This window comes from Paeniglutamicibacter sp., from assembly GCF_046714615.1.
Classification (GTDB): Bacteria; Actinomycetota; Actinomycetes; order Actinomycetales; family Micrococcaceae; genus Paeniglutamicibacter.
In genome coordinates this window covers 1-14,569 of the sequence record NZ_JBKKAP010000126.1, presented here as the reverse complement: position 1 = coordinate 14,569, position 14,569 = coordinate 1, and the positions used below count along the sequence as shown (strand labels likewise).

The 14,569-nt window shown below is 63.8% G+C and carries 12 protein-coding genes; 4 read left to right on the top strand and 8 right to left on the bottom strand.

Annotated features, from left to right (window positions below):
* Nucleotides 1-48: 48 nt before the first annotated feature.
* The 4 genes from ACLQ7E_RS14850 to ACLQ7E_RS14835 all read right to left on the bottom strand — a co-directional run bounded on the left by ACLQ7E_RS14850 (nt 49) and on the right by ACLQ7E_RS14835 (nt 4,531).
* Nucleotides 49-966: a dioxygenase gene (locus ACLQ7E_RS14850; protein WP_411733350.1), complete on the bottom strand. Its 918-nt coding sequence runs from the start codon at nt 964-966 to the stop codon at nt 49-51.
* Nucleotides 967-988: 22 nt separating this feature from the next.
* Complete coding sequence (locus ACLQ7E_RS14845; protein ID WP_411733349.1) at nt 989-2,110, bottom strand: maleylacetate reductase; 1,122 nt, start codon at nt 2,108-2,110, stop codon at nt 989-991.
* 63 nt (nt 2,111-2,173) lie between these two features.
* Nucleotides 2,174-3,511 (bottom strand): MFS transporter, encoded by a 1,338-nt coding sequence (locus ACLQ7E_RS14840; RefSeq protein WP_411733348.1) that lies wholly within the window; start codon nt 3,509-3,511, stop codon nt 2,174-2,176.
* 507 nt (nt 3,512-4,018) lie between these two features.
* Nucleotides 4,019-4,531, bottom strand: coding sequence for an HtaA domain-containing protein (locus tag ACLQ7E_RS14835; RefSeq protein WP_411733347.1), 513 nt, complete (start codon nt 4,529-4,531; stop codon nt 4,019-4,021).
* A 304-nt stretch (nt 4,532-4,835) separates the two neighbouring features.
* Here ACLQ7E_RS14835 and ACLQ7E_RS14830 point away from each other — a divergent pair, with 304 nt between their 5' ends.
* The 3 genes from ACLQ7E_RS14830 to ACLQ7E_RS14820 all read left to right on the top strand — a co-directional run bounded on the left by ACLQ7E_RS14830 (nt 4,836) and on the right by ACLQ7E_RS14820 (nt 9,187).
* Nucleotides 4,836-5,699, top strand: a complete 864-nt coding sequence (locus tag ACLQ7E_RS14830) for an SDR family NAD(P)-dependent oxidoreductase (RefSeq protein WP_411733346.1) — start codon at nt 4,836-4,838, stop codon at nt 5,697-5,699.
* A gap of 66 nt (nt 5,700-5,765) precedes the next feature.
* Nucleotides 5,766-6,923 (top strand): serine hydrolase domain-containing protein, encoded by a 1,158-nt coding sequence (locus ACLQ7E_RS14825; RefSeq protein ID WP_411733345.1) that lies wholly within the window; start codon nt 5,766-5,768, stop codon nt 6,921-6,923.
* Between the two features lie 20 nt (nt 6,924-6,943).
* A complete protein-coding gene (locus ACLQ7E_RS14820; RefSeq protein WP_411733344.1) occupies nt 6,944-9,187 on the top strand; it encodes a cytochrome P450 in 2,244 nt (747 codons plus the stop codon).
* A 42-nt stretch (nt 9,188-9,229) separates the two neighbouring features.
* On the opposite strand, the gene ACLQ7E_RS14815 is transcribed toward ACLQ7E_RS14820, so the two are convergent.
* The 4 genes from ACLQ7E_RS14815 to ACLQ7E_RS14800 all read right to left on the bottom strand — a co-directional run bounded on the left by ACLQ7E_RS14815 (nt 9,230) and on the right by ACLQ7E_RS14800 (nt 13,190).
* Nucleotides 9,230-9,907 carry a TetR/AcrR family transcriptional regulator gene (locus tag ACLQ7E_RS14815; RefSeq protein ID WP_411733343.1) on the bottom strand — a complete coding sequence of 226 codons (678 nt, stop codon included), beginning with the start codon at nt 9,905-9,907 and terminating at the stop codon, nt 9,230-9,232.
* A 355-nt stretch (nt 9,908-10,262) separates the two neighbouring features.
* On the bottom strand, nt 10,263-10,610 hold the full coding sequence (locus tag ACLQ7E_RS14810; protein ID WP_411733342.1) for a P-II family nitrogen regulator: 348 nt from the start codon (nt 10,608-10,610) through the stop codon (nt 10,263-10,265).
* Between the two features lie 48 nt (nt 10,611-10,658).
* Nucleotides 10,659-11,897, bottom strand: coding sequence for an ammonium transporter (locus ACLQ7E_RS14805; RefSeq protein ID WP_411733341.1), 1,239 nt, complete (start codon nt 11,895-11,897; stop codon nt 10,659-10,661).
* Between the two features lie 525 nt (nt 11,898-12,422).
* Nucleotides 12,423-13,190: an IclR family transcriptional regulator gene (locus tag ACLQ7E_RS14800; RefSeq protein WP_411733340.1), complete on the bottom strand. Its 768-nt coding sequence runs from the start codon at nt 13,188-13,190 to the stop codon at nt 12,423-12,425.
* 157 nt (nt 13,191-13,347) lie between these two features.
* On the opposite strand from ACLQ7E_RS14800, the gene ACLQ7E_RS14795 reads away from it, so the two are divergent.
* On the top strand, nt 13,348-14,569 hold a 1,222-nt coding region (locus ACLQ7E_RS14795), incomplete at its 3' end, for an MFS transporter (protein WP_411733339.1).

Sequence of the window (14,569 nt, the reverse complement as noted above, 5' to 3'; positions counted from 1 at the left end):
ACTCTGGTTCGAATTCTTGGGGGTGGGGGAGAAAAATTTGGTGAATGCCTAGACCGGCGGCAGGACGATGTCGAAGGCAACCCGTTTCCAGGCTTTGCCCTCCAGATCCCGTCCATCCGGGGCCGGGGTTCCGGCCGGCTGCGGGACAAAGTCCTTGATCAGGGATTCCTTGACGCCAAAGACCGAATCCTTGTCCAGGTACTCGCAGCCATCAACGAAGATGTGGGTGACCAAGGTGCGGGTTTCGGGGGCCGAGACCATGAAGTGCAGGTGCGAGGTGCGCACCGGGGAGCGGTCGAAGCGCTCCAGCAGCTGGCCCACCGGGCCGTCATGGGGAATCGGGTAGGGCGTGGGGGTCAATGCCCAGAACGCGTAGTTCCCGTCCGCGTCGCTGTGCAGGTGGGCGCGGGCGGCGGTGCGGCCGTCGTTGTACTGGACGTCGTAGAACCCTTCCTCGTCCGCTTCCCAGACCTCGATGCGGGCGCCGGGCAAGGGGTTTCCCTTGGTGTCCTTGACGCTTCCCTCGACCCAGCAGGCCTCGCCGGCGGCTCCGCCGGAGATGTCCCCGCCGATGGCGATTTCCGGGGCGTTCTCAACGAAGAACGGACCGAACACGGTGGCCTCCGTGGCATCTCCCACCGCCTCGTTGTTCACGGCAATGGTTTGCATCGAGGCGCCCAGGACGTCGGAGAGGAGAATGAATTCCTGCCGGGTGTCGGTGGTGATGTGGCCGGCGCGCGTCAGGAATCCGATCGCGGTGCTCCATTCCTCCTCGGTGAGGCGCACCTCGCGAATGTAGGAATGCAGGTGGCGAACCAGGCCATTGATCAGCTCGCGGTCACGCTCGCTGCCGCCTCCGGCAAAGGAGCCGATGACCTCGGAGACCAGGGTCTCCTCGCGTGCGATTTGTTCATCCGAGAGACCCTGGGCCGGTGCCGCATCGGTGAAGGCGTTGTCGATACTCATGTGTGCTCCTTGGGGGTTCGGGTTAGGTGAGGGCCGGGGACAGGACGGCAGGAGTCGTACCGGCAAGGGCAGCGCCGAGCAGTTCGGCGATGTTGGATTCGGTCACGGCCGTGGGGTTGGAGTCGGGTGCGGCCTTGAGGATGCGGGTCACCGCCTCCGGGATGTCGGCTGCCGTGAAGCCGTAGTCGCTCAGGGCCGTGGGCGCGTCCAAGCGGGTGCGCAGTTCGTTCAGCAGCGCGACGGCTTCGGCCGCGGCATCCAGTCCGTCCAGTGCCGGAGCGCTGGCGCCCAGGCCCGCGCGGATGGCGGCCGAGAGGCGTGAGGCGGCTTCGGGGGCCGATGGAGCGTTGAAGGCCAGCACGTAGGGCAGGACCGTCGCGTGGGTTTCGGCGTGCGGCATGTTGAACGTTCCGCCCAGCACATGGCAGATCTTGTGGTGCAGACCCGAACCGGCCGAGGCGAAGGCCACGGCGGAAAGGTAGGCACCGTAGAGGGCGGTTTCACGGCCCGTGATGTCGGTGGGGTCGGAGTGGATCAGCGGCAGGCCCTGCGCCAGGGCGCGCACGCCCTCGGCAGCCAGTGCCGCATTGATGGGATCGGCGCGCGGCGCCCACAAGGAATCCACGCAGTGGGCCAGGGCGTTGAGGCCCGAGGCCACGGACAACCCCACCGGAAGGCCAAGGGTCAGGGCCGCGTCGTAGATGACGGTGGCCGGAAGCACCATGTCATCAACGCCGGTGGTCTTGGTTGCCTCCTCGGTCAGGCCCCAGACGTTGGTGGCCTCCGAACCGGCATAGGTGGTGGGAACGGCAATGATGGGAATCCCGGTGGTCAGGGCCACGGCCTTGGCCAGGCCGGTGGTGGAGCCGCCGCCCACGCAAACGATCAGATCGATGTGCCCGTCCGTCGCCGACTGGCGGGCAGCGACGGCATTGGCGATCGGCACATGCTGGACCACGTCCGTGTGCCACAACGCGACCTGCACCTGCGCCAGGGCGATCTGGGCGAATTCGCGCTCGAACTCCGAGGCGATGCACATGATGTTCGTGGCCCCGAGCCGCGCGGTTTCGGCGGCCACGTGTTCGGCGGCCAGGCCGGTTCCGAAGAGGACCCGCTGGCCCAGGGTGGTGTGTTCAAACTGCATGGTGGTCCTTTGACTGTGGAGGAGGGGAGCGGTGTGGCCGCGAGGATGGAACGGAAAGTGGTGTCAGTTGCCCGCGGCGGCGGTGGCGAACTCCCGTGCTTCAACCTGCTTGCGCTGGCTGGCCAGCTTGACCAGCTGCAACAGGCAGACCAGTGAGATCAGCAGGGTTGCGACCACGAAGACCGGGACGAAGACGATGTTGCCGGTGGTCATGACCAGCCAGGTGGCGATGAGCGGGGTGAATCCCGAGCCCAGGACGTTGCCCAGCTGGTAGCCCAGGCTCATGCCGGTGAACCTGACCTCGGCGGGGAAGCTGTCGGCGAAGAGGGCCGGCTGCATGCCGTAGCAGAAGGTGTAGAGGCAGCCGAAGCCCAGGGCGTAGGCAACACCGATCAATGCGGGCTGGGTCGAGACGACGGCGGCGAACATGATGATGATGCCGGCGATCGCTGCGAGCGTTCCAAAGATGACCAGCACCTTGCGGCCGTACTTGTCCGAGAGGTGCCCGGAGAGCAGGATCATGGGGATCTGGAGGACGAAGGAGATCATGGTGAAGCTCAGCATGGTGGAGGCGGGGATGCCCAGGGTGTTCTGGCTGTAGCCGACGAGGAATGTCATGACCACGATGGAGAAGGCTCCGAAGCCCAGGAAGCTGCCGGCCACCAGCAGGACGGCCTTGAAGTTGTTCTTGAGGACGGAGGCGATCGGAACCTTGACCTCGAGTCCCTTGTCCTTGGTGGTCTGGAACTCGGGGGATTCGGCGATCTTCAGGCGGATGATCATGCCCACGATGACCAGTACGAAGCTGAGGATGAAGGGGACGCGCCAAGCCCAGTCCAGAACGTCTTCGCGCGGCAGCAGCGTGACGGCCAGGAAAGCGGCGTTGCCGAGCAGTGCACCGGTTGCCGGTCCGACCTGAGGCACGGCGGCAAAGAAGCCGCGACGGTTCTCGGGCGCGTATTCAAAGGCCATCAGGATGGCGCCGCCCCATTCGCCACCGAACGCGATGCCCTGCACAAAGCGCAGGAAGATCAGGATGACAGCGGCCCAGATGCCGATTTCGTTGTAGGTGGGGAGCAGGCCGATCGCGAGCGTTGCAATGCCCATGAGCAGCAGCGTGAACACCAGCATGGGCTTGCGCCCGATCTTGTCACCGAAGTGCCCGAAGACGATCGCACCCAGTGGGCGGGAGAGGTAACCGACCGCCAATGCCCCGAAGCTTGCCAGCGTTCCCACCAGCGGGTCGGAGGACGGGAAGAAGATCTGGGGGAAGACGAGGGCTGCAGCCAGTCCGTAGATGGAGAAGTCGTAGTACTCAATGGCGTTACCGGCCAGTGAGGCCGCGGCAACGCGACGCAATGATTGGCGTGCTGTCGGGGGTGTGGTCGTGATGCTCGACATTGGGCATCCTCCTGGAGGTTGGTCTTAAGCGGGAGTGGCTTGGAACGGTTGTGTGCGGCGGGTCACACCGATCCTAGAAGTCCAATACATATAGAACAAGTAATTGAGTTGCCGTCAATATACGTTTTACGTATGGCCCAAAATCTGGGGATTCCCCTGGGTGAGGGGGTTGTTTCGACAATTGGTAGGCGGCTGTTTTGCCAGCGGTCCAAGGTTCCAGGCGATCGTCGGATTCCGCGATGGCTTGGGTCGGCGGACGCGCGCGGCGCATTGAGCATGGCAGCGTGGCGCGCGAAATCGACACCGATCGAGGGAGTCGATGCTGCCGGCAGACTCACCTGCGCCTGGATCGTTTCGGTGGCCCGAGGCCGGGTGCGGGCGAGTGGTGGCGGGTGGTGGCGGGCGAAGGTGGTGACGTTTCCCTTGGGGGCGCCACGGGATTCGCTGAAGCCCGGGCGCATTCGTTGCCCGGGCGTCGACGTCGAAGTGGTGCCGCCGGCCCTTGAATTAGCCCGCCGGCGTGATGGGGAGGTTGATGAAGAGGGGATCCATTTCCTGGCCAACGGGGTACTGGTCGTTGAAGAGCGCGACGCCGCCGGGGGCGAGGAACGTCGGGACGTCTTGCCACAGTGTGCCGGTTTTCAGTGCCTCGGGCGGTGGAAGTTCCAGGGTGGCCAGGACTATCCCGCCGGTTGCGGGTCCTGCGGATATCCCGAGAGTCGCACCTTGGGGAGTTAGGGCTACCCAGGGGTCCAGGATATCCAGACGCATCATCCCGCCGTGCCCGGACATGCGGACTTCGCCTTTGAAGTGCAGGGTGCCGTAGCCGGTGTGTGGATCCAGCTCTCCGCCATTGGGCGCGAAGTTGAAGTAGCTCCCATTGGTTGCCTCGGCGCCGCCCTCGATGGATACCGAGACGTCGGGAAGGAACGAAACATAACGCACGAAGCTGCGCTTGATGCCCCAGGTGAGGCCAAGCGGAGGTGTCGCGCTTTCGGGGGAATCGATGTGGTCGGTCATGGGTCACCCTTCGGTGTGGGAAGCGGGAATTCATCGACTTCAAGCCGTGCGCCCGAACGGCTGGGTACGCGGGGTCGGTGTGGTCGAATCGGAAATGGGACGTGGGTCACGGAAGTTTTTCCCATCATCCACTGTGGACACCCGTCTGGCAAGTTGGCTGAGCGGTGACCGTGAATCATGAATATTTTTCGAAACTCACTGGACAAGTGTCTAGCGAGTTGCAATGATGGTGACACGCGCCACCCAAATCCGGTGACGCGGATTACTTTTCCCGAACTTGTCGCCACCTCCTGATAGGACTCCCATGACCCTCACCTCAGCCTCTCCGGAAACCAGCACGACTGCTTTCGCGTCCTCCGGCAAGCTTCACGGCAAGGTCGCCTTTATTACGGGTGCGGCCTCAGGGATCGGCCTGTCCACGGCGCGCACCTTCGCTGCGGAAGGCGCAATCGTCATTGCCGCCGACCTTTCCGCAGACGGCCTGGCGCGGGAACACTCCACGACGGAAAACATCCACACCGCACCGCTCGATGTCGCGGACTCGGCCGCAGTCAATGCGCTCTTCGCGGATATCGAGGCAAAGCACGGACGGCTGGACATTGTCATCAACGCCGCCGGCGTCAACGCACCGAGCCGTGCGGCCAATGAGAGGCTCGTCGAATCCAACGTCAAGTCCTTCCGGGCCGCGCAGTCCGGTGAGGTGTTCCACCCCGACTTCCTCTCCGACATCACAGATGAGGACTTCCGCCGCGTCATGGACGTGAACCTCTTTGGCCCGTTCTATGTCATCCGGGCTGCCGCGCCGTTGCTCAAGCGCACCGGCGGCGGAGCAATCGTGAATGTCTCCAGCGCGGCGGCGCTGATGGGTGTGCCCATGCCGCTGTACTACCCGGCTTCCAAGGCCGGGGTGCTCGGCATGACCCGCGGTGCCGCAGCCGAACTCGCCCCGTTCAACATCCGCGTCAACGCCATTGCCCCCGGTGCAGTCGACACCCCACTCTTCCGCCAGCAGCCCGAGGAGATCACCGGCATGCTGATCGGCATGCAGCCGATCAAGCGACCGGCGACCCCCGAGGAAATCGCGCAGACCCTGCTCTTCCTCTCCAGTGAAGCCGGCGCCTACTACACCGGACAGACCCTCTCGCCTTCCGGCGGCCTGTACATGTAGTCCCTGGAAGCTCATTCACACCTTCCTTCCCGGCCCAACCCCATTCCCAGAATTCCAAGGAGACCCATGAGCGCCGACCTCAACGCCGAGACCCTCGAACTGCTCGAGACCACCATCCGCAACGACATCAGTGAGGGCAGCTACGACGGTGCCCGCATCATTGTTGCCCGCCACGGAGAAGTGGGACTCGACGCCACGATCGGCTGGGCCGACCGTGCCGCCGGGCGCGAACTCAAGGACGATGACATCTTCCGGGTGCTGTCGCTGACCAAGGCCTTCACCAATGCGTTGGTCTACCAAGCGCTCGGTGAGGGAAAGCTTCAATTGAGCACCCGCGTCGTGGACCTGATTCCGGAGTTCTGGGGAACGGATCGCTTCCGCACCATGCGCAAGGACCGGGTGAACCTCGGTCACCTCTTGACCCACCGCTCGGGTATGCCGGCCACTCCCGAACCGGTTCCAACCTCGGAACTCGGCAACCTCGAAAACGTCATTGCCGCGATCTGCAAGCTCGACGTGATTCACGAGCCGGGCACCAACCTCACCTACTCGCCGGCCATCAACCACGCCCTGATGGGTGAAATGCTCCGTCGCGTCTATGGCGCGGAGTCATTCCGGGATTTGGCCGAGAAGAACCTGCTCTCGCTTTTGGGCATGAAGGACACGCGTTTCGGGCCGCTGGATGAGTGGAAGGATCGCATTGTTCCGCTCAAGGCCTACATCCCGGACAGCGGCTGGCTCTCTCCCAAGGACATTGAGGATCTCAATGACGTCGTGGATGAGGATGCCGAAATGCCGTGGGTTGGTTCGGTCTCCACGGCCCAGGACGTGTTTGCCTTTGCCGAGATGCTTCGCCGCAATGGACAGGTCGACGGCAAGGCCGTGATTGCCCCGGCCATCCTGGATGCCGCAACCACCCTGCAAACCGGCGAGATGACCAATGACCTGTACGCCATGATCGCCAAGGCCCGTGGCTGGGAAGAGCCGCCGGGAAACTTTGGGCTCGGCTTCTCCCTGAGCGGGACCGGAACCCACCCGTCCTTCTTCGGGCCCTTCACCAGCCCGCGCACGCACGGAAACTACGGTGCCGGTTCCACCCTCTTCTGGATCGACCCGGAACGCGACATGACCTTTGTCTGCCTCACCTCCGGTGTCATGGACGAGGGCGACAACGTCCTGCGATTCCAGAAGCTTTCCACCATCGCTGCCGCAGCAGCCCTCTAAGACCTCGGCCGGAGCAAAAAATGACAACCACACCAGTAATCGACCACGCGAGCCGTCCCCTGGCACCGGGCTTCGACCCCATGTCCGATGCCTACTATCTCGATCCGACGCGCCACATCACCGAGGCCAGGGGAGATGTCGACACCTTCTTCTTCCCCTACCTCAATGCCTGGATCGTCAACAGGCGCGCCGACGCCGAGTTCGTGCTCTCGGACTGGAAGAAGTTCTCCAGTGCCTCCAACGCCGGCCTGATCACGGTTCCCGACGCCCACGTCGAAACCATGCCCTCGGAGCTGATCTCCCGGATCCTGGTGGGCTCGGACCCCATGGGGCACACCATTGCGCGCAGGGTGGCGCAAAAGGGATTCCTCCAGCCACGCATCGAGGCGCTGCGCCCGGAGATCGAAGCGCGCGCGCACCGCATCCTGGACAACTTCGAGTCCCTCGGCGAGATCGACCTGCTGGAAAACTACTGCCTGGAACTGACCACCCAAACCTTGATGGCCCTGATGGACCTGGGGTTGGAATACGTGCCGATGATGCACCAGCTGCGCGACGACTTCTTCCAGGTGCTGGCCAGCGCGCAGGAGGAACTGCCCGAACCTCGGCGCTCCGAGGTCTGGGATCGCTACGTCAAGACCCAACTGGTGTTGCGCGGCATCGTGGCGCAGCGCCGCGAAAGCCAGAACGACGACCTCATCTCGGTGATGGCCCGCGACAAGGACAAGGACGGGAACTACTCGCTGTCCGAGGCCCAGATCGCGCTGCACCTGAGCGAATTCGCCGCCGCCGGGACCGACACCACCGCCCAGGCCATGGCCAATGCCGTGCTCTTCCTCAACGATTCCCCGGGCACCATTGCCGAAGCCCTGGATGACTCGGCGCTCTGGCAGCGGGTCTTTGATGAGACTGTCCGTCGCCGCCCGTCTTCCCCCTTTGCCTCGCGACGGTCCAACATCGACGTGACCCTGGGCGGGGCCGAGATCAAGGCCGGGGACATGGTCTGGATTTCCCTGGCCAGCGTCAATGTGGACCCGGACCACGTGGAGCGACCCTTCGAGTTCGACATCCACCGAGAGGATCCGCGCGACCACCTTTCCTTCACCAAGGGCCGCCACACCTGCCTGGGCCAGCCCCTGGCCCGGGTTCAAGGTGCTGTCGGACTCGAGGTGCTCTACGAGCGCCTTCCGGGTTTGCACCCGGCCGAGAATTGGGAACTGGACTTCATCCGCATGGCACTGCTGCCGGTGCGGCGCAGCCTGCAGGTCAGGTGGGACGCGAAGGACATCGTGTCCGGGAACGGTCGGGAACTGCCCGCCGATCCGCAGGCCCGCCAGCAGCTGCGGGTCAGCTCGCGCGTACAGGAATCCGACGGCGTGATCTCCCTGTCCCTGGTGGATCCCCACGGGGAAGCCCTTCCAAGCTGGACACCCGGCTCCCACATTGATGTCGTCGTGGGCGACCTCGTGCGCCAGTACTCGCTGTGCACCCCCAATGGTGACCAAGGTGCATGGCGCATTGGCATCCTCAAGGAGGCCAACGGCCGCGGCGGTTCCAAGGCGATCCACGAAACCATCCAGGAAGGCGACCTGATCACGGTCAGCCACCCGCGCAACAACTTCGCGCTCCTGCCCTCGCGCCGCTACATCTTCATTGGCGGAGGGATCGGTGTCACCCCGATCCTGGCCATGGCAACCCAGGCCGAACATGACGGCGCCGAGTGGTCAATGGTCTACGGCGGGCGCTCGCTGGCCACCATGGCGTTCACCCAGGAGCTGCAGACCCACGGCGACAAGGTTAGGTTGGCTCCCGAGGAAACCGAAGGCTACGTCAATTTCGGCGAGCTGTTGGGCGAGATCCAGCCGGACACCCTGATCTACTGCTGTGGTCCGGAACCGTTGCTCAAGGTGGTTGAGGCCGCTTCGGCCCACTGGCCTTCGGGCAGCCTGCACGTCGAGCGTTTTGTGGCCAAGGAATTCGACACCGGCGGGGATGTCCCCTTCGAGGTGGAATGCGTTGACAGCGGTGTCACGCTCAGCATCCCGGTGGGCAAGAGCATCCTGGAAGTGGCCGAGGCCGAGGGCCTGTCCGTGATCTCGTCCTGCGGCGAGGGAACCTGCGGAACCTGCGAGACGCCGGTGGTTGAGGGCGAGGTGGATCACCGGGATTCCATCCTGACCGATGAGGAAAAGGTGGAGTGCGAATCGATGTTCATCTGCGTCTCCCGCTCCAAGGGCGGATGCCCGCTGAAGCTCTCGCTCTAACAGCACTGAAGCTGGCGTTGCCGACAGAAATTGTCGGTGGCGTCAGCTTTTGTCGTGGTCCGGGAACGTGGATTCCAGGAAAGCCAGCCATTGGACGGTGAGAGTGTCGAGCAGCAGGTCCATCTTGACGGGCCGGCGCCGGATCACGGCGAAGTACATCATCCGCTCCAGGGCCGACTGCAGAGTCAACAGGTGCAAGCGTGCCCGCTCGTGGTCCTTGGCATCGGTGAGCCGGCCAAAGGTTCGGGGCATGACCCGGTAGGTATTGGCCAGCGTGGAAATCCACAAGTCGGTCACCGCGTCGTCGTTGGCGAGCGCCTGTTCCATGATGGTGAAATCGTTGCGCCGCGTATCCCACAGCGCCATGGTGGTGCGCAGCCATGCCCGCACGTTCTTCGGAGTGGGTTTCGTGATGGCGTCGAGGTCGCTGTAGGCGCTGAGCACATCCGGTGCAGAGCGCTGCATCAGCTCCAGGACCACTTCGGCCTTGGACTTGAAATAGACGTAGAACGTGGCGCGGGAGGTTCCGGCGGAGGTGGCGATGTTCTCCGCGGTCGTCTCGTTGTAGCCGCGAATCCTGAATTCAGCCTCGCCGGCCGTGATCAGGCGTTCCCTGGTCAGGCGCTTTTGGGCTTCGCGGAGTGACAGCTTTTCGGAAGGAACATCCGACAAATGGCTGCTGCGGCGCGTCTGCGCGGACTTCTGTTCGTTGTCACTCATTCTTCAAGGCACTTTATCACCGGCACGGAGCGAAACCCTTCCCGCGCGAAGGATTGGAATGGCGCCGTGCGAATTGCCGTTCTCTCCGGCCATCAGGCAATCTCCCTTGTGCCTGAGCACCAGGGTTTCCTCCATGACGTCCACGCAGCGTGCGATGTCGGTGACGCCGGCCTCGAGCAGGTCTGCTTCGCTCAGGAAACGGAAGTCGATGTTTGTCGTAGGGGCGGGAGGCCGTTCTCAAGACAACGCGGTGATCCGGCGCGGGGCCGGGGAAACTAGTGGCGCGGGTACTGCTGCGGCGGCCGATCGGCCGCAAGGACCGGGGCGCCGCCGCAGCAGGAATTAGGGTGCTGGGTTAGATGGCCGCTTCGTTGAGCTCTCCGGTGCGGACACGCACAATGCGTTCCACCGGCGTCACCCAGACCTTGCCGTCGCCGATCTCGCCTTCGGACCCGGTGCGGGCTGCCGCGACGATCACGTCAATGGCCTGGTCGACTTCGTCATCGTCGACCAGCAGCTCGATGCACATCTTGGTGCGGAACTCCACGGCGAACGCCTGGCCGCGGTAGTACTCGGTGCGTCCGGCCTGGGCGCCGCGGCCCTGCATCTCGCTGACGCTCAATCCGGTGAAGCCGGCCCTTTCCAATTCCTTGGACACCGATTCGACGCGGATCGGTTTGATCACTGCGGTAATGAGTTTCATGCTTGGGTGCCTTTCGCGCGTTGGGGGAGTGTGTGCCACTTGGGGGATTCAGAAGGTGCGGCCCTCGTAGGCCGTTTCGGCGTGGAGGGAACGGTCAAGGCCGAGTTCCTCATCCTCGGCACTCACCCGGATGGGAACGATCTTGTTCATGGTCCACGCGATGGCGTAGGTCATGGCGAAGCTGTAGACCATGGTGACCAGCAGGGCCAGGCCCTCGTGCCACAGCAGGTCGATGCTGCCGCCGAAGACGATGCCGCTGAATCCGGCAGGGGCTGCGGCATTGGCAAAGAAGACCGCGAACAGGGAACCGGTGATTCCGGCGATGCCGTGGATGGCAAAGACATCCAGCGCATCATCGATCCGGTGCCGCCGCTTCCAGGTGATGGCCCACGCGGCCGCGGCCGAGGCCACGAAGCCGACCACCAGGGCGCCGAGGGGTCCGACGGCGTCGGCGATCGGGGTGATCCCGACCAACCCGGCGATCGCTCCGGTGCCCAGGCCCAGCATGGTGGCGTGGCCGTCGCGGAACCGTTCAATGGTGATGAAGCCGAGCATGCCGCCGGCCAGGGACAGCAGGGAGGTGAGCGTGACGTACTGGGCCAGGAAGTTTGCGCCGCCCGCCGTGCCGCCGTTGAACCCCATCCACCCGGTGACGATCAGGGCAACACCCACGAGCATCAGCGGAAGGTTGTGCGGACGCCCGGCGGGGGAACTACGTCGGCCCAGGACCAACGCGAGAGCCAGGCCGGCCGCGCCGGCGTTCAGGTGCACGGCGGTGCCGCCGGCAAAGTCGTGCAGTTTCAGCTGGGTGCGCATCCAGCCGCCAACAGCTCCGGTTTCCTCGTTGGAGAAGGCGAAGACCCAATGGCCCAGCGGTGCGTAGACCAACAGCACCCAGATGGCGACAAAGACCAGCCAGGCACCGAACTTCATGCGGCCCGCGGCGCCGGAGGCAACCAGCGCGATGCTGATGCCGGCAAAGAGGAGGTAGAACGCTGCCCAGAGCGGGCCGCCGCTGCCGTCATCAACCATCATGGAGGTGAGGAACGAGTGCTCGAAGGGGTTGCCAATGATGCCTGCCCCTCCGACCGAATCGCCCATGACCAATCCGTGACCCACCACGACGTACACCACTGCCGTCACGGCCAGTGAGCTGAGGACCATCAGCACCATGTTCAGGACGTTGCGTCCGTTGAGCATGCCGCCATAGAGCATGGCAAGACCGGGGAACATCAATAGAACCAATGCGAAAGCTGTCAGTATCCAAGCGGTATCTGCGGGTTCCATGCGGTGCTCCCTTCCCAAATTGTTGTGCGGGTAGGGCAAACATATCGGGGCAAGATTCCGCATGGCTTTCGGCTTTGTTTCGCGCAGAATAAGGGAAAAATCGTGATTGACCTGATGTTTCCGAAGCATGACAGCGCTGTAAAACCTGTGCAGGGAGGCGATATCTTCTTGACGCGTGGCAGCGCGTTGATGGACTGTGGGCACGCGCGGTGGGAATTTCAGACTGCGTGAACGGAAGCGACGCTACGCCACGGGCGGCTGGAGATTCATCGCGCATTCGGCCGGCTGGCCGATCATTTTGGGTGTGGCTTCACGGCCCTGGACGCTGGGCCTGGGGTGTCTGTCGAAGGGCAGTGGAAAAAGACTGGAATCGTTGCTTCCCAGAACGCGGATCGATCGTGTGGCGTGCCCAAGACGAAGCCCGATCCCGGGCGCCTTCCGGCGCAGAAGAGCAAGCTCTAACAATCGTGGTGCCGGGGGACGGAAGATGCTTGCATCCAGGTCACACGGTGCAGAAGTTCCGGATCACTCCCAGGAATCCTTGAACCCCGGCGGCAGGCAGCTGGTGATCTGAGGCGCGTGCGAATTCAGCAGTGCCACCAGGTCCGAGATCCGTTCCGGGGTCATGTAGACGCTGGGGGCCGAGACCGAAATCGAAGCGACCGGCTGGCCGCTGAGATCCGGAATGGGGATGGCGACGCAGATGATGCCCAGCTCGTTTTCCTGGTTGTCCAGCGAGTAGCCGCGTTCGCGGACCAGGGTCAGCTCTCGGTCGAAGTCTTCCACCGTCTTGAGGGAGTAGTCGGTGATCGTGGCGGTGGGATCGAAATGCGTCAGCGCCTCGGCGCGTGGCCGCAGCGAGAGGATCATCTTTCCCATCGCGGTGTTTTGGGCGCGCAGCCGGCCGCCGGGCCGCGAGGCCATTTCGATGCCGCGGGTTCCTCTGGCCTTGGCGAGGTAGAGGACGTCGTCGGCCTCCAGGATGCCCAGGTGGGTGGTGTCCCGGGTGGCCTCGGCGATCTCAGCCAGCCGGGACTGGATTTCCTCGGGCAGGTTCAGTCTGCTTTGGGTCTGGGCGCCGAGTTCCATCAGTTTCAGGCCGAGCCGGTAGCGGTTGTCCGCACCCAGGGAGAGGTACCGCCCGGCCACCAGAGAAGAAAGCATCCGGTGGGTGGAGGAGCGGCTCAGACCGGCCGCAGCGGCGATGTCATCGAGCCTGTCGATGCCCGCTGCAACGTGGTCAAGCAGCTCGAGGCCGCGCTCGAGGGTCTTTGCTCCGGTCGGTTTTTCCATGCCATCAGTCTGACATGACTTGGGGCTTTCCCTGCCGGGGCTTTTGTGAGTGTGACCGGGGTTGCATTTAGGGGTGTGATGTCGCTTATAGTTGGATTATTGAAAGTGGGACGCCATCCCTATAATAGGTATGGCAAGAATCTTTGGATTGGTGACTATGAACGAGAACAACGGTGTTCCCGCCGGCGGAACAGTGACGGCCGGCGCGCAGCCTGCCGCCACGACTCTGCGGCACGACCAGAAGAACGTCCGCCGGGCCGCCTGGGCGGGCCTGGTAGGCACGGCACTTGAGCAGTACGACTTCGTGATCTACGGAACCGCGTCGGCGATCATCTTCAACAAGATCTTTTTCCCGAACATCGATCCGGCCATTGGCATCATCGCCGCGTTCGGTGCCTACGCCGTCGGCTTCGGTGCACGCCCCCTCGGTGGCCTCTTCTTCTCCAAGTACGGTGACCGGCTGGGACGCAAGTGGGTGCTGGTGGCCACGCTCTTCCTGATGGGCATCGCCACGTTCGCCATCGGCCTGCTGCCCACCTACGAGCAGGCGGGGATCTGGGCCCCCGTGCTGCTGGTTGCCTGCCGCTTCCTCCAGGGATTCGGCGCCGGCGCTGAACAGGCTGGCGGCGTGGTCCTGGTTGCGGAAACTGCCCCCAAGGGTAGCCGCGGACGCTATGCCTCGCTCGTCTTCGTTGGTGCCGCCGCCGGCACCGCGATGGGCGCTGTCGTCTGGATACTGGTGCAGATGATGCCCCGCGAAGCCCTGGAAGCCTACGGCTGGCGGCCTGTGTTCTTCTCGTCGATCTTCGTCACCATCGCCGCTTACGTGATCCGCCGCAAGCTGAAGGAATCACCGGTCTTTGAGGAAAAGAAGGAAGAGATCGCCGGCGTCGTCCGCGCAACCCCCGTGGCCGACGTCGTCAAGAACGGCCGTGCGGGCCTGTTCCGGGTCTTCTTTATGAACGTGGGCGCCAACGCGCACTCGTACATCTTCCAGGTCTTCCTTGGCTCCTACCTGATCACGCAGCTCAAGATTGACGCGACGTTCATTCCCAAGGTCCTACTGGTGGGTGCGCTCTTCGCCTGCGTCTCGGCATACGCCTTCGGCAGCCTGTCCGACCGCTACGGCCGCCGCAGAATGTACCTCATCATCACGGCGTTCCTGTTTGTCTTCCCCGTCCCGGCCTTCCTGTTGCTGAACACCGGAAACCTGTTCCTGATTTCGCTGGTGATTGTGCTCGGCTTCATCTTCGCGGCGCAGGGATCCGTCGGAGTCCAGGCCGCCTACTTCCCCGAGCTCTTCGGGTCCCGCTACCGCTACGCCGGCGTCGCGCTGGGCCGGGAGTTCTCCTCCGTCTTCGGCGGCGGCATCGCACCGC